The organism is Aeromonas sp. R9-2, assembly GCF_040908025.1.
Lineage (GTDB): Bacteria > Pseudomonadota > Gammaproteobacteria > Enterobacterales > Aeromonadaceae > Aeromonas > Aeromonas veronii.
Genome location: NZ_JBFOCX010000034.1, coordinates 137680 through 154935, shown reverse-complemented (window position 1 = coordinate 154935; position 17256 = coordinate 137680). Strand labels below are relative to the sequence as shown.

The window sequence follows — 17256 nt, the reverse complement described above, 5'->3', positions numbered from 1 at the left end:
GGTTCTAAGGCCCTATGAGTCTTTTTCTGGATTTTGAACAGCCGATTGCCGAGTTGCAGGCGCAGATTGATGAACTCAAACATGTGAGTGAAGGCAATCACGCCGTGGATCTGAAAGACGAGATCCGCCGGCTGGAGAAGAAAAACGAAGAGCTGACCAAGAAGATCTTCGGTGATCTGGGTGCCTGGCAGGTATCCCAGATGGCGCGTCATCCCCAGCGCCCCTACACCTTTGACTATATCGAGCATATCTTCACCGATTTCGACGAGTTGGCTGGCGATCGCGCCTATGCCGATGACAAGGCTATCGTCGGCGGCATCGCCCGTCTCGACGGTGAGCCGGTGATGGTGATTGGTCATCAGAAGGGTCGCGAGACCAAAGAGAAGATCAAGCGCAACTTCGGCATGCCGCGTCCGGAAGGGTACCGCAAGGCCCTGCGTCTGATGGAGATGGCCGAGCGCTTCAAGATGCCGATCATCACCTTTATTGACACCCCGGGCGCTTACCCCGGCGTCGGTGCCGAAGAGCGTGGCCAGTCCGAAGCGATTGCCCGCAACCTGAAAGTGATGGCCGGTCTGACCGTGCCGGTGGTCTGCACCGTGATCGGTGAGGGTGGCTCCGGTGGTGCGCTTGCCATTGGCGTGGGTGACCGCGTCAACATGCTGCAGTACTCCACCTACTCCGTCATCTCGCCGGAAGGGTGTGCCTCCATCCTGTGGAAGAGCGCTGACAAGGCCTCCGTGGCTGCCGAAGCGATGGGGATCACTGCCCAGCGTCTGAAAGAGCTCAAGCTGATCGACCATGTGATCGACGAGCCCCTCGGCGGTGCCCATCGCGATGTGGAGAAGATGGCCAAAAACCTCAAGGCCCGCATCAAGCAGGATCTGGACGCACTGCGTCCGCTCGATACCGAGCAACTGCTGGAGCAGCGTTACCAGCGTCTGCTGGGCTACGGCTACTGCTAAGCGCAGCCGTCAGCCCCGAGTATTCAGGCCCCCGTCATCGACGGGGGCTTTTTATTGCGGTTGTTCTGTAATTCAGGTGAGTGCCCCAACGTGCCCTGAAACGGCACAGCTCAGTCTTCGCGGGTGAGGGGCAGGGTTGGTATGCCATGTTATTGGTGATGGCTGTCATTAGCCTGCAGCATCCTTTGGCATTGCTAGCGGTGGCATGACAAGCCGCTTGATCATCCGATTGCGGCATAAAAAAGCGCCCCGGCTGTGCGGAGCGCTTTTACAGGTGTCTGGCAGTATTACAGTTCAATCTCGTCTGTAAGACCTTCATAGGCGATATCGATGGATTGCAGCTCCTTCTGCAGGCGATGTTTGTCTTTCAACGCCTCGATTTCACGCCATTTACGTTTTTTTCCCGTTGTCCCGCGGCTACGCGAACCGAGTTCAACCACCTCGTCATAATCGAAGTTGAACATTTCCATGGCTCCCTCCTTGGTTTTTATCGTTTTCACCACCCGTATAACATAACGAATCTGAAATTAAAACGTTTTCGTGACGACTCTATGACAGCGCTAAAAAAGCCCATGAAAAAAAACCGGGCCCCTTGGTGGGGGCCCGGTTTTTATCAGAAAAAAGAACCTATTACAGGCGGCTTGCCAGCATGGTTTCCAGCTTGCCCTGGTCGATGGCGAACATGCGGATACCTTCGCCCAGCTTCTCGTGAGCCATGGCATCCTGGTTCAGTTCCCAGCGGAATTCGGCTTCGGTCATCGGAGTCGGTTTGGCCTTGCGCTCACCGGTGTAGTCCAGTTTGCGTACCACGGCGCCTTCGGTCTTGCTCAGCTCTTCCAGCAGGGCCGGGCCAATGGTCAGGCGGTCGCAACCGGCCAGTTCCAGGATCTCGCCGGTGTTGCGGAAGCTGGCGCCCATCACGACGGTCGGGTAGTCGTGCTGCTTGTAGTAGTTGTAGATGGAGGTGACGGAGACCACGCCCGGATCTTCGCTGGCGGTGTAGTCACGGTTGTGCTTGGCCTTGTACCAGTCGAGGATGCGGCCTACGAACGGGGAGATCAGAAAGGCACCGGCTTCGGCACAGGCACGGGCCTGGGCGAAGGAGAACAGCAGGGTCAGGTTGCACTGGATACCCTCTTTCTCCAGTACTTCAGCGGCACGGATCCCTTCCCAGGTGGAGGCCAGCTTGATCAGAATGCGGTCGTTGCTGATGCCGGCTTCGTTGTAAAGACGGATCAGTTTGCGGGCCTTAGCGATGCTGGCTTCGGTATCGAAGGAGAGACGGGCGTCCACTTCGGTAGAGATACGGCCCGGAACGATCTTCAGCACTTCCAGACCGATGTTGACGGCCAGCTTGTCGCCCGCGTCGATGATTTGCTGTGCCTTGTCCTGGCTCTGGGCTTTGGCCCAGTTGATGGCGTCTTCGATCAGCGGAGCGTACTCGGGGATCTCGGAGGCCTTCAGAACCAGAGAGGGGTTGGTGGTGGCATCGATGGGCTGATAGCGTTTGATGGCTTCGATATCACCGGTGTCGGCAACAACAGTGGTCAGGGCTTTCAGCTGGGTTAATTTATCGGCCATAGCGAATATCATCTCTTAATGAGGGAGTAATCCCTGGGTTGCGGGCTTGAGACGGTGGTTCTGAAATAAAATTACAGGATCTTGGTGCCTCAGGCTCAGAAAAGCGCGATGGGGGCGGCCCATCGTCATTGCCTGCCTAATTAATACTGATGTGCTGCATCCTGCAATAGGGGCGCTTGGTTGTTAAACATTCAGGCTGTTGAGCTATCCCGTTTTATGGCTTGAAACTATATGATTAGTAAGGTTTTTTACATTTCCTCCCGACCTTGCTCCGGTTTGCTTTCAGCTGAACTTTTTTAGCCAATATCCATATTTGTGTCGTCGATCACATAAATTATCTCGCTACGTACTTGAAATTTAATTACAGCGAAAACGTTTGGCGAAATGTCTCCGTTTGAAAGCCATTTCATGCAAGCGTTTGCGTTTTCGGATAGCTCATCAGGGATATATCAAAATGGTTCTCTTATGGCGCTTAATGGTGGCCTGTCTGATTGAATTATTGAGTTTGTTGAAAGTTTGCGATTTAAATGGAGCTTTATGGGCTTTTACCGTTCGTTTTTTGTGTCTCGCGTGACCGGGATCACTATTCCGGGCTCTCCCGCTGTGCTAGATTCCGCCCCTTTAGCGAAACGCTAATTAAACGACAGACAGAAAACGGTCAGCGCAGACTGGCCATGGATGTGAATAACAACGAGAGAATTATGGACACCTTGATTGCGATGCTAAACGACCTGATGTGGGGAGCCGTGCTCATCTACCTGCTCATCGGGGTCGGTATCTTTTTCACCTTCCGCCTGGGTTTTATCCAGATCCGTCACTTTGGCCACATGTTTTCCGTGCTGAAAAACAGCCGTAAATCGGACAACGCGGGCATCTCCTCCTTCCAGGCCCTCTGTACCAGCCTTGCCGCCCGTGTCGGCACCGGCAACCTGGCTGGTGTGGCTGTCGCCATCTATCTGGGTGGCCCCGGCGCCATCTTCTGGATGTGGCTGATTGCCTTTATCGGCATGGCGACCGCCTTCGTTGAAAGCACTCTGGCCCAGCTCTACAAGGTCAAGGATGAGGATGGCAACTACCGTGGTGGCCCGGCCTACTACATGGAGAAAGGCCTTGGCATGCGCTGGATGGGGGTGGTCTTCTCGCTCTGCCTGATCCTGGCATTTGGTCTGGTGTTCAACGCTGTGCAGGCCAACTCCATCAGTCTGGCGATGAAGGTGGCGTTTGGCATTCCTGACTGGGTCAGCGGTCTGGCGCTGGTGGCGCTCTCCGGCCTGATTATCTTCGGCGGCATTCGTGGCATTGCCCGTTTTGCCGAGCTGGTGGTGCCCTTTATGGCACTGGCCTACATCCTGCTGGCGCTGGTGATCGTGGCGATGAACATCACCGAGTTGCCCCATGTCTTCATGGTGATCATCAAGTCCGCCTTCGGGATTGAGCAGGCCGGCTCGGGTGCGCTGGGTTATGCCATCTCCCAGGCGATGATCAACGGTATCAAGCGCGGTCTCTTCTCCAACGAGGCGGGGATGGGCTCTGCGCCCAACGCTGCGGCGACTGCCACTCCCTATCCGCCGCACCCGGCCTCACAGGGTTATGTGCAGATGCTGGGGGTCTTTATGGACACCATCGTCATCTGCAGCTGTACCGCCGCCATCATCCTGATGTCCGGTCAGTTTGAGCCGGGCTCCGGCGTGACCGGTGTCGAGCTGACCCAGCGGGCGCTCTCCTCCCAGATTGGCAGCGGTGGCAACATCTTTATCGCTGCGGCCATCTTCTTCTTCGCCTTCACCTCTATCGTGGCGAACTACTCCTATGCCGAGACCAATCTGGTGTTCCTCGAGCACAACCACAAGGGTGGCCTGATGCTGTTCCGGGTGTTCGTGCTGGGGATGGTGATGTTCGGTGCCGTGGGTGAGTTGCCGATCGTGTGGGCGATGGCGGATGTCTCCATGGGTCTGATGGCCATCGTCAACCTGGTGGCGATCCTGCTGCTCTCCAGCGTCGCCATCAAGCTGGCCAAGGATTACAACGACCAGCTCCGGCTGGGCAAGGTGCCCACCTTCGATGCCAACAAATACCCCGAGATCCGCTCCCAGCTGGAAGAGGGGATTTGGGACAATCCGACCAAAAAGTAACAAGCGGTGAATCAAACCTCTTGATTAAAACCTGAAGGGGGAGCCGGTGGCTCCCCCTTCTTTTATGGCGCACTCGTTGGCTGTTGATCCCAGCGCTGGGCGAGCTGTCTGACACGCCGTCGTAACTGGCGCCAGCAGCGCCCTTGTTGCCGTTCGTTGAGGGGCGCATAACGCCAACTGCGATAGAGCCAGGCCGCCTGCAACAAGGGGTGGGCAAGGTCGGGACGCAGCCGTGCCAGCCGCTCGCACCATGCCCCCATGCTCTCGGCGGGCTGGGGTGGATAGCCACTGCGTTTGCCCCGTTTGAGCAGGGGCTGCCAGATACGCCGCTCTGGCGGCAGGCGGGCGGGCAACAGCAGGGGCAGGCTCACCAGCAGGGCGACCAGCATCAGGCTGGCGAGGATCAACCAGGGTGTGTGTCCCGCCAGTGCGGGCCAGCGCAGGCCGATTTGTTGCCAGATCTGACCCGCATCGTAACCAATCACCCAGCGACTCCACTGGTAGTCGATATTGTTGCCCCACCAGCGCAGCTGATTGAGCAGGGCCCAGTTGCGATAACGCTGCAAAGCGAGGGGGTCGGCAGCGGTAAACTCGTCGCTCAGCGCCTCCCTCACGCCACCTTCAATGCGCTCCGGTGCCACTGCCGCAGTGGGGTCGATTCGCCGCCATACTCCTCTTTCATCGAGATACTCCACCCAGGCATGAGCATCGAACTGGTGTACCGCCAGATAGTTGCCTCTGGGATTCCACTCGCCGCCGAGATAACCGGTGACCAGCCGTGCCGGAATACCGGCGGCGCGCAGTACGAAAGCGGTCGCCATGGCGTAGTGGCCGCAAAAGCCCTGCCTGGTATCGAACAGGAACTCATCCACCCCGTCACTGCCAAGTCGTGGTGGTGTCAGGGTGTAGTAATAGGATTGGCTGCGAAACTGTTCGAGCAGGGCGGCGACCAGCGCTGCGCGATCCGGATAGCGCGCAGCCAGCCCTTGGCCGTGGGCGCGCGCTCTCGGGTTGCCTCCGGCTGGCAGTTGCAGGTTGCGCTGGGCAGCTTGGTGGTCATCCTCGGGCAGCGCTTCGCCACGGCCAATGCGATAGCGGATCGCCGCCTCGCCGCTCCCCTGACGATAGAGGGTGTCGAGAGGGGTAAGCAGCACAGGGCCCGCCAGCAGACGGGGATCATTCAGGGCAAAGGCCCAGCGGTGGCGCTGGGGCTCGGCGATCACCTCGTAGCTCCCGGCGGGTAACGGGTTATCTGCCAGTTGAGTACTGGCTTGTGAAGAGGATGCCAGAAGGGTGAGCCCGGTCTGCACCGGCACTGTCCGTTGCCACGCCCTGATCTCGGGGCTCAGCAACCAGCGCTGACCATCGAAAACTTCTTGGCGCATCACCGGAAAGTAGTGCTCGCGGACAGGGAGCGGGCCATCGGCAAAAGTGACCCGAAACGCCAGTTCCGAGGAGTTGACCAGTTCGCTGATATCGCCGGGGGCCAGCTCTTCCGAGAGCCCCGACAGGGCGCGGCTGGTGGTGGGCATCTGCCAGAGGGGGGGGAGTCTTGGCAGCAGTATAAACAGGGTGATAAGCAGGGGAAGCGCCAGCAGCAGGGTACCACCCGCACTGCGCCATGGCCTTTTCTGTTCGGGGGCGACGGCGGCCACCAGCGCGGTCACTGCCAGCCAGAGCGCTACTGTCATTCCGGCCGTCCAGCCGATGCTCTGTCGCTGCACCAGCGCCAGCGCGATAAGAAAGAAGGCGAGCAGCAGCACCAGCTCGATATCCCGCTCGCGCCGAACCTCGATCATCTTCAGGCTATAGCCGAGCCAGAGCAGATTGATCAGGGCGGGCAGGGTGCCCAATGTGCGCCACTGCAACCCCAGCAACACCACGGTTGTGATGGCCAGCAGCGCCAACCAGCGGGCAGGTAGGGGCGGCCAGCCGCGCCACAGCATCATGGCCCGGACGCCAAGGGTAGCGGCGCTTACCGCCACCACCCAGAGCTGCAACTGGGGCCAGAGCGCCGCGACCAGCAGCAACTGTTGCAGGGCGATGAGTGGCAACAGGCGGCGGTTATCGAGCAGCATCGGGCGTGCTCTTCGGTGGTGTGGCATCGAATCGGGCCAGTGCCAGCAGGCAGCACTGCGCAAAGGCGGCGCCGCTATCGGGCCCCAGCGTCTGGTTTACCAGTGTCAGGGTAAAGGGGATGCCCCGCTTGCCGTAATCGGCGCACCACCAGGCCAGCACCGCCAGCCGCTGCTCCAGATCCCCGCCTGCGACCCGCTGTAAGGTGAGGTGAGTGTCATCCTGCTGTGGTTCATGGAACTGTTTGGTCAGCAGGCCGCGCCCTTGGGCAAGTTGCTTCCAGGCGACCCGGCTCAGTGGCTCACCGGCCTGATGTGTTCGCAGGGTATCAAAGTCACCGAGAGTGGCCGGAGCGGGCTGGCCTTGATGTCCCTCGCTTTCGGTCGCATGCTCCCCTCTTAGCGCCCCGAATGCCGGTTTGGGGGAAAGCCAGCCCTCCAGTTGCAAGTCCAGCAGGGACCAGCAGCGAAACAGGCCGAGAGGGTAGCGGCTCTCGACCCGCAATCGACCAAGGTGCAGTGGCCCACGGCGCGAGCCCGATACCGGCAGGATAACTGTGCTGGGCACCGCGTCGGCCTGTGCCAGCCAGAGGGTCCCTTCGTTGAGGCTAAAGTGAAGTGCCTGCACCGGGCGCGGGCTTTGCACCAAGATGCGGATAGGAAGCTGGCTACCCGCTTCCCCCTGCACCAGCGGCCCACCCAGCAGCTCCAGCCCCAGCAGGTTGCGGTGGGTGAGCCACATGGCTGCCATAAACAGGCTGCCGAGGCAGTAGGCCACCAGCAGCACCAGATTGTTCTGGTAGTTGGTGCCTAGCAGATAGATGGCGAGCAGCACCAGCAGATAGAGCAGCCCCATGCGGGTGGGGAGGATAAAGAGGCTGCGGGTACCCAGCGTGATCTGGCGGGCCGGGGGAATGCGGCGGTCGAGCCAGCGTCGCTGCCAGCGGGCTCGCCACTGCTGCCAACGGTTTAGCAATTTGCTCATCAGGGATTGTCCGGATCGACCCTGGCCAGCAGCCGCTGGCTAAGGGGACAGGCTTCGCCGTGCTGTACGCCAAAGCTGCCCCGCAGCCGATGCTCGGCCACATAGGGAAAGACTGCCTGCACATCCTCCACCGTGACAAAGCGCCGTCCCGCAACCAGCGCCCAGGCCCGGCTCACCGCCAGCAAGGTCTGGGCTGCACGGGGGGAGAGGGGCTGTGGCAGATCCCCATCAAAGCGGCTCTGGTGCACCAGCGCCAGCAGGTAGTCGAGGGTGGCATCGGAAACATGGATAGCATCACCTTCCGCTTGCAGGGCAGCCAGCTCTGCGGTATTCAGCATGGCGGGTAGTGGGCCGCTCGGCTGGTTGCCCCGCAGCAACTGGCGCTCCGCTTCTCGCGGCGGAAAACCCAGCGAGAGTCGCACTGCGAAGCGGTCGAGTTGGGACTCCGGCAGTGGATAGGTGCCCGCCTGATCCGCCGGATTCTGGGTGGCGATGACGAAAAACGGATCGGGGAGTGGGTGCGTGTGGCCCTCGATGCTCACCTTGCCTTCGGCCATCGCCTCCAGCAGGGCGCTCTGTACTTTGGGGCTGGCGCGGTTGATCTCGTCCGCCAGTAGAACCTGGGTGAAGATGGGGCCGGGGTGAAAGCGAAATGTTTGTTGCTGGGGGTCAAAAATCTGAAGCCCCAGCAGGTCGGCGGGGAGCAGATCGGCGGTGAACTGCATCCGCCTGCATGCCAGCCCCAGCACCTGCGCCAGGGCGTGGGCCAGGGTGGTTTTGCCCATGCCGGGCAGATCTTCGATCAGCAAATGACCGCGCGCCAGCAGGGTCACCAGCGCGATTTTCAGCTGTAGCGGCTTGCCCAGAATGACTTGCTCCAGTGCCGCCAGCAGCCCGGCAATCTGCTCTTCTCTCTTCATTCCCTTCATACACATTCCCTGTATTGCGTCGCACCTACAGCTTATACGCCCGCAAGGGCGAAGGCAGATAACAGACGGGCGGTAAAGTGCAGCGCAGGGATGGTAATGAGCGGGAGGTGACCCGGTTTATTGCTGAGTCTGCTTGATTCAATATGGCCGCTATGGCACGTAACTCAATACAATATTTCCTGATTGGAATGTACCGATCGCCATCTCTTCACTAGGTGAGAGCGGTGGGCGCCCATATAGTTGCCCCATTGCGACGCGCTGCGTTGCTAGCTTTGTCACCACCTTGGCCCCGCCATTGTTCGCCTGTCACTGTGATCTGGCAGGCATCGGCACGCCAATCTGTTATGGAGCGTTCATGCCTGTATTCTTGTTGTGCACTTTTCTGATGATCATTCTCTATCCGGTCGGGATCGATCTCTATCTGGTCGCTGTGCCCCAGATTGCCGATACCCTGCAGGCGAGCGAGGCGCAGATCCACACCGCCTTCTCTATCTATCTGTTTGGCATGGCAGCGACCGTGCTACTGGGGGGGATGATTGCCGATCACTTCGGGCGGCGCTGGGTGGTGCTCGGGGGCGCCCTGATTTTTGTCCTCGCCTCGCTGGTGGCAGGCAATGCGGAGGGGATTGGCCAGTTCTATTTCGGCCGTTTCTGGCAGGGAGTCGGGGCGGGGGCGCTCTATATCATGACCTTTACCGTGCTGCGGGATGTGCTGAGTGAGGAGCGGTTGGCGATGGCGCTCTCGATGATTAACGGGGTCATCTGCGTGATCCCGGTGCTGGCGCCGGTGCTCGGTTACCTCATCCTGTCACATTTTGATTGGCGCGGGATCTTCGTGGCGATGGCGCTGGTGGCGGCCGTCAGCGGTCTGGTCAACTTGCTTCTGCTCAAGGAGACTCGCCCGGCGCGGCAACCGGGCAGTGGTGCTGCGCTGCCATTTGCCCTGCTGCGCTCGCCGCGTTTTATGCTGCTCTCCCTGCTGACCAGTGCCAGCGTGACCGCCATTCTGGTCTATGTCAGCGTTTCGCCGCTGATCCTGATGAAGGAGTTTGGCTTCACTACCGAGCAGTACTCCATCGTGATGATGGTGATGGCCGGAGTGAGTATGTCCACCTCCTTCCTGACTCCGCTGCTGCTGCGCTGGCTGGGCAAACAGAAGGTGCTGGCGGTGTCTCATCTCGCCTATCTGTTGGCGGCGTGCTCACTGCTCGGCAGCTGGCAGGCGGGGGGCGATATCTATCTGTTGCTGCCGGGGTTTGCGCTGGTCTGTGTCGGCTTCTCCTGTGGCTTCGGGGTGGCGATGGGGGAGGCGCTCGATGGTTGTCAGCACAATGTGGCGTTTGCCAGCGCCGTGCTCTGCATCATGCAGATCAGCCTCTCCGGCCTCTATATCTGGCTGTTGGGTCAACTTGGCTTTGCCCCGACCGAGATGCTGATCTGCGCCCTGCTGCTGGCACTGCTCAGTTACCTGGCTGTCAAAGGGCTGTTACCATGGCTCGCGCTTCGTGAAGCGCGGTCGCAGGGCTGATGGAAGATGAGAGGGGATATGCGCAATCTGGGTGAACTCGATTTGAACCTGCTGGTGGTGTTCAAGTACCTGATGCAGGAGCGCAGTGTGGCAGGGGCGGCCAAAAAGCTCTGTGTCACTCCGTCGGCGGTGAGCAAGTCTCTGGCCAAATTGCGGGAGTGGTTTGACGATCCCCTGTTTGTGCGGGTGCGGCAGGGGTTGCAGCCCACCAACCTCTCCCTGACTCTGGAGGAGGAGCTGAAGCTCTGGTTCCAGCTCACCGACAGCATCACCTCGCTCAATAGCGAGGCGATCCCCGATGGTGCCCGTTTCACGCTGGTGATGGAGTCCCCCTTCTACATCAGCTTCCTGAGCGATCTGCCCATGACCATCTACCAGAAGTACCCCAACTCTGTGGTCAGGATGCTGGGGTGGGATCACCACTCCCTCAACGACATCGTCAACGGTGATGCGGATCTCGGCTTCTGCGCCCGCGAGACCCATGGCCGCTCTCTGGCCAAGGTCAACCGCTTGCCTTATTACATTGATCACGAGGTGCTGTTCACCGATCGCCCGGTGGTGTTCCTGCGCAAGGATCACCCCTTGCTCCAGCAGAAGTGGTCGCTGGAGAATTTTCTGACCTGCCCCCAGATCAGCATGGTGTGGGAAGCGAACGATACCTGGGCTCTCGACAGTCTGCTGGAGGACGAGGGGCTGAAGCGGGAGGTGCCCATCATGGTCTCCAGCTTCGAGCAGGCGCTGCATATTGCCTCCCAGTCGAGTCACGAGCTGATTGCGGTGGCCCCTTCCTACTGCGGTGGTTATGCCAGTCGGCATCATGGCAATCTGATCGCCATGCCGCTGCCGCTGCCCGAGAAGCTCTACGCCCAGCTGGAGATCGCCTTCATCCTGCTGTGGCACAAACGGCACAATCAGGATGCCAAGGTGATGTGGCTGCGCAACGAGATCCGGCGACTCTACAACGACGAATCGCCACGCTAATGTGGCCGTGATGGTGCGCATCGATCAGCCGGAGCCATCTGCTCCGGCTTTTTGTTGTCGTATCGCCCGGATGAGCAGGCTTTGGCACGACTGAAGTGCCGCGCTGGGGGGCACGGGTTCAAGCTGTGTGCCATTCAACTCTCTTTATGCACAGATTGGCAGTGATTGCACGTCTCGAGTGAAGTTCTTTTCACGAAAAAAATTCATGTGGTTTCATTAGAAAACTTCACTGATGGTCAATTTTAAAGTGTGATCGACCATTAAGTTCCTGTATTTGCAGTGATATAGCATGACACCCCCTTGGAATGGCGGGGTTAGATAGCGCCTGTGCAGTGTGATGGCCAGTAGAGCGCAGCGTGAGCCAGCCCCACAGGTCGTCTGTGGCCGTGTCATGCCCCGGCTATCTGGCCACCAGCCATGAGTGACGGAGCAGAGGGGAATAAGTATCAAGGTTGATAAACCGGCTTGAGTAAAGGGATGCCGCAAAGGTAGAACCCGGAGCCGGTAACTGTACCGGGAGACGCCACTCACCATCCCCCGATAACCCGTAATTGAAACCGGCTAGATGAAAAACACCTTTCATCGAACGGGGCGCGTGCACCCGAAAATAGCCAGATTGGCAGGCTGACTGTGCTCTCCGTTATAGCGATGGCGGGCAAAAAATAGTGCGGCAGCCACCACCAGATTAATAAAAATAAATCTCAGCAAAGGCAGGTTGATATGCGTCCAGCAACAGCACCGACCGGGTTGTTACAACAACCCAAACCCTTCTTTATGATATTTTTCGTCGAACTCTGGGAGCGCTTCGGTTATTACGGCGTGCAGGGGATCCTGGCTGTTTTCTTTGTACAGCAATTGGGATTTTCCCAAGAGCAATCCTTTATTACCTTCGGTGCCTTCTCGGCGCTGGTATATGGCCTGATCTCGGTCGGTGGCTATGTCGGTGACCATGTGCTCGGCACCAAGCGCACCATGGTGCTGGGGGCCGTGGTGCTGGTGATAGGCTACTTTATGACCGGCCTTTCTATCTACAATCCCGACCTGATTTTCTATGCGTTGGGCACCATTGCAGTCGGCAACTGTCTGTTCAAGGCCAATCCGGCCAGCCTGCTGTCAAAATGCTACCAGCCAAAAGATCCGCGGCTGGATGGGGCGTTTACCCTGTTCTATATGTCGATCAATATCGGCTCCCTTATTTCCCTCTCGCTCGCGCCGGTGATTGCCGATCACTACGGCTATACAGTGACCTATAACCTGTGCGGGGTGGGGCTGATTATTGCGCTGCTCACCTTCTTTGCTTGCCGCAATATGGTCAAGGATATTGGCTCCGCGCCGGATCACCTGCCACTTAATTACAGCAAGCTGCTGCTGGTTATATTGGGCTCGGTAGCCATGGTCTTCTTTTGCGCCTGGCTGATGCACCACGTGGTGATCGCCAACATGGTGTTGATGACGGTGACCATCGCCGTGGTGATCTTCTTCTTCCGCGAGGCATTCAGGCTCGACACAGTGGGCCGCAACAAGATGTATGTGGCCTTCGTGCTGATGCTGGAGGCGGTGCTCTTCTATGTGCTTTACGCCCAGATGCCGACGTCTCTGAACTTCTTTGCCATCAACAACATGCACCACGAGATGCTGGGCATGAGCGTCAACCCCATCAGCTTCCAGGCGCTCAACCCCTTCTGGGTGGTGGTGGGTAGCCCGGTACTCGCGATGATCTATACCCGAATGGGCAGCAAGGGGCGGGATCTCACCATGCCGCTCAAGTTCACCCTCGGGATGTTCTTCTGCTCGCTGGGCTTTCTGACGGCGGCTGCATCCGGCTGGTGGTTTGCCGATGAGCAGGGGCTTACCTCCCCCTGGTTTATGGTGCTTATCTACCTGTTCCAGAGTCTGGGCGAGCTGATGATCAGTGCGCTGGGGCTGGCGATGGTCGCCGCGCTGGTGCCACAACGGTTGATGGGCTTCATTCTCGGAATGTGGTTCCTGACTCAGGCGATGGCGTCCCTGCTGGGTGGCTATGTGGCGACTTTTACCGCCGTGCCGCAAGGGATGACGGATCCGCTGCAAACTTTGCCCATTTACACCGGCGTATTTGGCAAGATCGGGATGGCGACCCTGCTGATTGCGGTGGTGATGGGGCTGATGGTGCCCTGGCTCAACCGGATGATGAATGCGACGCCGACAGAGGCCGAGGGGCTGGTGGCGGGACAATCACAGGCGTAATGAGGGGAGGATAGTGCGAGACAAGGCAAGGGCTGCGACCCTTGCCTTGCTGTTGATGGCTTAGTTGTACTGCTCTTCCATCCAGGCTTCGACGATCAGCTGCGCTGATACCCCGTCCACACTGCCTTTTTCCAGCGCGCGATAGCCGCCTCGCTCAAACAGCCGGGCGCGGGCATCGGTGGTGGTGAGTCGCTCATCCTTGAACTCCACCGGCTTGCCGAAACGGCCATGCAGCCGGTTGCCGAATTTGCGGGCCCGTACCGTGATCTCCTGATCGGTACCATCCATGTTCAGCGGCAGACCGACCACCAGCAGGTCCGGTTGCCACTCCTTGAGCAGCTTCTCAATCTCGTCCCAGTTGGGGATGCCGTCGTTGGCCTTGAGGGCGCGCAGAGGCTGGGCTGTGCCAGTCAGCTCCTGACCGATGGCGACGCCAATGCTCTTGGTGCCATAGTCAAAGCCCATGATGCTGCGTGATGACATAACTGATAAATCCTCGAAATAGAGAGCGGAGCGGGCCAGCCGATCAGCTGTGGCCGATATCGCTGGAGAGGTGAACCGGGTTCACCCCTATGCTGGCGGCAGCTTGCTGCCAACGTTTGTGAATGGGGGTCTTGAACACCAGAGCCGGATTGGGTGGGATCACCAGCCAGGCGCCATCCACCAGCTCCTGCTCCAGCTGCCCGGCGCTCCAGCCGGCATAGCCAAGGGCCACCAGCCAATGGGCAGGAGCCTCGCTCGTACCCAGGGTTTCCAGAATATCCTTGGAGGTGGTCACCATCATCTCATCCCCCACCTGCAGGGTGGAGTTGAAACCGGGGCGGAAGCTGTGCAGCACGAAGCCGCGATCGGCGTGAACCGGCCCCCCTTGCAGCACCGGCTGCTTGAGTTCCGGGTTGTTGGGCGGATTGAGCTGGAGCTGGGTCAGCATGGTTTCCAGCGACATCTCCACCGGAATGTTGACGACCAGTCCCATGGCGCCCTCTTCGTTGTGCTCGCACAGATAGACCAGCGAGCGCTCGAAATAGGGATCCGTCAGGCTTGGCATGGCAAGCAGGAAGTGATTTTGCAGTGTTTGCATAGAGGCCAAATAGTGCAAAGGTATTTGAGGTCAATTATGGCAGTTGATCCCCATGGGAAAAACCGCTTTTTGGGCTGGGCGAGATCCCGCCCCTTTCCGGATTGTCTTGAAACAGAGAGGGTGGCGCCGGGCCACCCTCTCTGTTTCCTGGCTTGTCGGGGGTGGGTTACCCCTGAACAGGCCGGTTTAGCCTGTCTGGCGATTATTTGCCCAGCCGACGCTCGATGGCATCCATCAACATGCCGGTGATGTGAACATCGAAGGCCGCTTCAATCTCGCGAATGCAGGTCGGGCTGGTGACGTTAATCTCGGTCAGCCGATCGCCGATGATGTCGAGGCCGACGAAGATAAGCCCCTTCTCTTTCAACGTCGGGCCAACTGCACGGGCGATGGCCCAGTCAGCTTCGCTCAGGGGACGTGCCTCACCACGGCCACCGGCCGCCAGATTGCCACGGGTCTCACCTTGCGCCGGAATGCGCGCCAGGCAGTAAGGCACCGGCTCACCGTCCACCACCAGTACCCGCTTGTCGCCATCCTTGATGGCGGGCAGATAGGTCTGCGCCATGCAGTACTGGCTGCCGTGGGCGGTCAGGGTCTCGATAATCACGCCGACGTTGGCATCATCTTCCTTCATGCGGAAGATGGAGGCGCCGCCCATGCCGTCCAGCGGTTTGAGGATGACGTCTTTGTGCTTCGCGTGGAAGGCGCGCAGCTTGTCGGCGCGGCGGGTTACCAGCGTGGTCGGGGTGTGCTCGGCAAACCAGGCAGTATAGAGCTTCTCGTTGGCGTCGCGCAGGCTCTGCGGCTTGTTGACGATAAGGCAACCCTCATCCTCGGCCCGCTCCAGCATGTAGGTGGCGTAGATAAATTCGGTGTCGAACGGCGGATCCTTGCGCATCAGGATCACATCTAGGTTGGAGAGGGGCTGATCCACCACCTCGCCCAGCGTGTACCAGTCGGCATAGTCATATTTGACGGTGAGCGGGCGCATGGTGCCAAAGGCGCGACCAGCTTCCATGTAGAGATCCTTCATCTCCAGATAGAAGAGCTCATAGCCGCGCTTTTGCGCCTCTTCGAGCATGGCAAAGCTGGAATCTTTCTTGATGTTGATGGCCGAGATGGGGTCCATCACGATGCCGAGTTTAATGGTCATCCGAATATCCTTCTTGTGGCTCGATTGCTAGTGAGATTCTTAAAACCTGCTTCAGGCCAGATCGCCAAAGCGGCACTGCAGCGCAGTAATCGCCGTCAGGGCGGCGGTTTCGGTGCGCAGCACCCGCGGCCCCAGCAGCATCTCTTTGAAATCTTCCTGCACGGTACGGGCGATCTCGTCGCTCGACAAGCCCCCTTCCGGGCCAATCAGCAGGCGCACGCCGTGCTCGGGAACGGGCAGGGTGTTGATGCTGTACTCGGCGCGCGGGTGCAGGTTGAGCTTGAGCTCTTTGGTCTCTTCTGCCAGCCAGGCGTCCAGCTCCATCGGCATGCGCACCTCTGGCACCACGTTGCGGCCGCACTGTTCGCAGGCGCTGATCACCACCTTCTGCCACTGCTCGCGCTTCTTCTCCAAGCGGTCTGCCGGCAGCTTGACGCCGCAGCGCTCGGAGAAGAGCGGGGTGATGCAGGTGACGCCCAGCTCCACCGATTTCTGGATGGTGAAGTCCATCTTGTCTCCACGGCTGATCACCTGACCCAGATGAATGGCCAGCGGTGACTCCACCGACTGGGCGTCGCAGCGGTCGATGGTCACTTCCACCGACTTCTTGCCGACGCTGGCGATGGTGGCGGGGTATTGATTGCCATCGCCGTTGAACAGCTCGAGCTGCTGGCCCGGCTGCATGCGCAGTACCCGGCCGATATGGTTGGCGCCGTCTTCCGACAGGGCGATGGTCTGGCCAACTTGCAGGGTGGCCGGTTCATAGATACGTGGAATGCGCATGGCTGCTTGTCAGTCTCTTGCTTGGAAACCCTTTATATCCTGCGGCGAGCAAGGCTCACGCAGCAGTAGGGAAGGGGTTCAGGATAGGAGGGGGCGTTCCCCCTCCCTGGTCAAATGGGGTTATTGGCACTGCTTTTCAATAAAGGGATTGGTATTGCCCTGCAGCGTGCCGATGCGGCGGTTGCGCTCGCACTCCCAGCCCTCTGCCGGGTACTGGCGATCCCAGGCTTCAAACAGTTTACGCTGTTGTGCTGCCAGACGCAGCCCATACTGCTGGCTCATGTAGAGGTAGGCGCGGGCGATCTGGCCCCGTACCGGCCCCTTAGGCGGCTGCACCCGACGATCCTTGAAATCCACCAGCATCTGGCACTGGCCGTACTGATCCGGGGTGCCGTTCCAGTCGGAGAAGCGGTAGTTGGCCCGATCGCCGTTCACCTCGCCAATGGCGGGGAAGAGGTTGTGCATATCCCCCTCCATCTTGTTGAACTCGGGGCTCGCTTTTTCGCAGTTTTTGCGGCCGCCATCCTGCCAGCACTGCAACTGGTGGCCGAACTCCCAGGCGGGGACCACGTGTTCCCACTCGATGCGGGCGGCGCGCTTGGCCTGCTTGCGCGGCTCATAGCCGCAGCTGGCCAGATCCGGGCTCATTTTCTTGCCCTGATAGTCGATGTCGCAGCCGCAGTAGAAGGTGGTGACCGCAGGCTGGCTGCGATAGAGCTTCACCAGATCCTGCTTGGCTTCGCGAAAGGTCTGGGCGTGCAGAGGCGCGCTGAGCAGCGGCAAACCGGCCAGCAGGGTCAGGGCGAGGGAGGAGATGAAACGCATGGGATTCCTTGC

At 59.4% G+C, this 17256-nt stretch carries 15 protein-coding genes; 5 read left to right on the top strand and 10 right to left on the bottom strand.

Going from position 1 to position 17256, the window contains the following annotated elements; translation table 11 throughout:
- The first annotated feature begins 14 nt into the window (after positions 1-14).
- Positions 15-965, top strand: a complete 951-nt coding sequence (accA, locus tag AB5Y71_RS19000; RefSeq protein ID WP_005338549.1) for an acetyl-CoA carboxylase carboxyl transferase subunit alpha — start codon at positions 15-17, stop codon at positions 963-965.
- A 287-nt stretch (positions 966-1252) separates the two neighbouring features.
- Here accA and AB5Y71_RS18995 read toward each other — a convergent pair whose 3' ends face one another.
- Positions 1253-1435: a DUF3545 family protein gene (locus AB5Y71_RS18995; protein ID WP_005338547.1), complete on the bottom strand. Its 183-nt coding sequence runs from the start codon at positions 1433-1435 to the stop codon at positions 1253-1255.
- Positions 1436-1595: 160 nt separating this feature from the next.
- Positions 1596-2546 (bottom strand): transaldolase, encoded by a 951-nt coding sequence (gene tal, locus AB5Y71_RS18990; protein WP_139409993.1) that lies wholly within the window; start codon positions 2544-2546, stop codon positions 1596-1598.
- 701 nt (positions 2547-3247) lie between these two features.
- Here tal and AB5Y71_RS18985 point away from each other — a divergent pair.
- Positions 3248-4678 carry a sodium:alanine symporter family protein gene (locus tag AB5Y71_RS18985; RefSeq protein ID WP_064338541.1) on the top strand — a complete coding sequence of 477 codons (1431 nt, stop codon included), beginning with the start codon at positions 3248-3250 and terminating at the stop codon, positions 4676-4678.
- Between the two features lie 62 nt (positions 4679-4740).
- Here the strand turns inward: AB5Y71_RS18985 and AB5Y71_RS18980 are convergent, their stop codons facing one another.
- Genes AB5Y71_RS18980 through AB5Y71_RS18970 form a run of 3 tightly spaced genes read right to left on the bottom strand, consistent with a single transcriptional unit; the run spans position 4741 to position 8658 of the window.
- Positions 4741-6756, bottom strand: a complete 2016-nt coding sequence (locus tag AB5Y71_RS18980; RefSeq protein ID WP_368172228.1) for a DUF3488 and DUF4129 domain-containing transglutaminase family protein — start codon at positions 6754-6756, stop codon at positions 4741-4743.
- Positions 6743-7738, bottom strand: coding sequence for a DUF58 domain-containing protein (locus AB5Y71_RS18975; protein ID WP_368172227.1), 996 nt, complete (start codon positions 7736-7738; stop codon positions 6743-6745). The genes AB5Y71_RS18980 and AB5Y71_RS18975 overlap by 14 nt, the downstream gene beginning before the upstream one ends.
- Positions 7738-8658, bottom strand: a complete 921-nt coding sequence (locus AB5Y71_RS18970) for an AAA family ATPase (protein WP_368172267.1) — start codon at positions 8656-8658, stop codon at positions 7738-7740. Before AB5Y71_RS18970 ends, AB5Y71_RS18975 begins: the two co-directional genes overlap by 1 nt.
- A 364-nt stretch (positions 8659-9022) precedes the next feature.
- On the opposite strand from AB5Y71_RS18970, the gene AB5Y71_RS18965 reads away from it, so the two are divergent.
- From AB5Y71_RS18965 to dtpB, 3 genes are all read left to right on the top strand, one after another.
- Positions 9023-10195 (top strand): MFS transporter, encoded by a 1173-nt coding sequence (locus AB5Y71_RS18965; protein WP_368172226.1) that lies wholly within the window; start codon positions 9023-9025, stop codon positions 10193-10195.
- Between the two features lie 18 nt (positions 10196-10213).
- Positions 10214-11176: an HTH-type transcriptional regulator YidZ gene (yidZ, locus tag AB5Y71_RS18960; RefSeq protein ID WP_368172266.1), complete on the top strand. Its 963-nt coding sequence runs from the start codon at positions 10214-10216 to the stop codon at positions 11174-11176.
- A gap of 720 nt (positions 11177-11896) precedes the next feature.
- A complete protein-coding gene (gene dtpB, locus AB5Y71_RS18955; RefSeq protein ID WP_139440042.1) occupies positions 11897-13402 on the top strand; it encodes a dipeptide/tripeptide permease DtpB in 1506 nt (501 codons plus the stop codon).
- Positions 13403-13462: 60 nt separating this feature from the next.
- Here the strand turns inward: dtpB and ruvX are convergent, their stop codons facing one another.
- The 5 genes from ruvX to AB5Y71_RS18930 all read right to left on the bottom strand — a co-directional run bounded on the left by ruvX (position 13463) and on the right by AB5Y71_RS18930 (position 17244).
- Entirely contained in the window at positions 13463-13885 is a 423-nt protein-coding gene (gene ruvX / locus AB5Y71_RS18950; RefSeq protein WP_005343821.1) for a Holliday junction resolvase RuvX, read from the bottom strand.
- A gap of 43 nt (positions 13886-13928) precedes the next feature.
- The gene (locus tag AB5Y71_RS18945; RefSeq protein ID WP_005349793.1) at positions 13929-14483 is read right to left on the bottom strand and encodes a YqgE/AlgH family protein; all 555 of its coding nucleotides are present in this window, start codon (positions 14481-14483) and stop codon (positions 13929-13931) included.
- 202 nt (positions 14484-14685) lie between these two features.
- Positions 14686-15636 (bottom strand): glutathione synthase, encoded by a 951-nt coding sequence (gene gshB / locus AB5Y71_RS18940; RefSeq protein ID WP_040066605.1) that lies wholly within the window; start codon positions 15634-15636, stop codon positions 14686-14688.
- A gap of 51 nt (positions 15637-15687) precedes the next feature.
- A complete protein-coding gene (gene rsmE, locus AB5Y71_RS18935; protein WP_019445235.1) occupies positions 15688-16419 on the bottom strand; it encodes a 16S rRNA (uracil(1498)-N(3))-methyltransferase in 732 nt (243 codons plus the stop codon).
- A gap of 120 nt (positions 16420-16539) precedes the next feature.
- Positions 16540-17244, bottom strand: coding sequence for an endonuclease (locus tag AB5Y71_RS18930; protein WP_368172225.1), 705 nt, complete (start codon positions 17242-17244; stop codon positions 16540-16542).
- Positions 17245-17256 lie beyond the last annotated feature (12 nt).

Excerpts from the sequence above, each read along its gene's own strand:
- accA (WP_005338549.1), top strand. The coding sequence starts at position 15 with ATGAGTCTTTTTCTGGATTTTGAACAGCCGATTGCCGAGTTGCAGGCG.
- AB5Y71_RS18975 (WP_368172227.1), bottom strand. The coding sequence starts at position 7,738 with ATGAGCAAATTGCTAAACCGTTGGCAGCAGTGGCGAGCCCGCTGGCAG.
- AB5Y71_RS18930 (WP_368172225.1), bottom strand. The coding sequence starts at position 17,244 with ATGCGTTTCATCTCCTCCCTCGCCCTGACCCTGCTGGCCGGTTTGCCG.
- yidZ (WP_368172266.1), top strand. The coding sequence starts at position 10,214 with ATGCGCAATCTGGGTGAACTCGATTTGAACCTGCTGGTGGTGTTCAAG.
- AB5Y71_RS18995 (WP_005338547.1), bottom strand. The coding sequence starts at position 1,435 with ATGGAAATGTTCAACTTCGATTATGACGAGGTGGTTGAACTCGGTTCG.
- ruvX (WP_005343821.1), bottom strand. The coding sequence starts at position 13,885 with ATGTCATCACGCAGCATCATGGGCTTTGACTATGGCACCAAGAGCATT.
- AB5Y71_RS18985 (WP_064338541.1), top strand. The coding sequence starts at position 3,248 with ATGGACACCTTGATTGCGATGCTAAACGACCTGATGTGGGGAGCCGTG.
- dtpB (WP_139440042.1), top strand. The coding sequence starts at position 11,897 with ATGCGTCCAGCAACAGCACCGACCGGGTTGTTACAACAACCCAAACCC.
- AB5Y71_RS18970 (WP_368172267.1), bottom strand. The coding sequence starts at position 8,658 with ATGAAGAGAGAAGAGCAGATTGCCGGGCTGCTGGCGGCACTGGAGCAA.
- gshB (WP_040066605.1), bottom strand. The coding sequence starts at position 15,636 with ATGACCATTAAACTCGGCATCGTGATGGACCCCATCTCGGCCATCAAC.
- AB5Y71_RS18980 (WP_368172228.1), bottom strand. The coding sequence starts at position 6,756 with ATGCTGCTCGATAACCGCCGCCTGTTGCCACTCATCGCCCTGCAACAG.
- AB5Y71_RS18945 (WP_005349793.1), bottom strand. The coding sequence starts at position 14,483 with ATGCAAACACTGCAAAATCACTTCCTGCTTGCCATGCCAAGCCTGACG.
- AB5Y71_RS18965 (WP_368172226.1), top strand. The coding sequence starts at position 9,023 with ATGCCTGTATTCTTGTTGTGCACTTTTCTGATGATCATTCTCTATCCG.
- rsmE (WP_019445235.1), bottom strand. The coding sequence starts at position 16,419 with ATGCGCATTCCACGTATCTATGAACCGGCCACCCTGCAAGTTGGCCAG.
- tal (WP_139409993.1), bottom strand. The coding sequence starts at position 2,546 with ATGGCCGATAAATTAACCCAGCTGAAAGCCCTGACCACTGTTGTTGCC.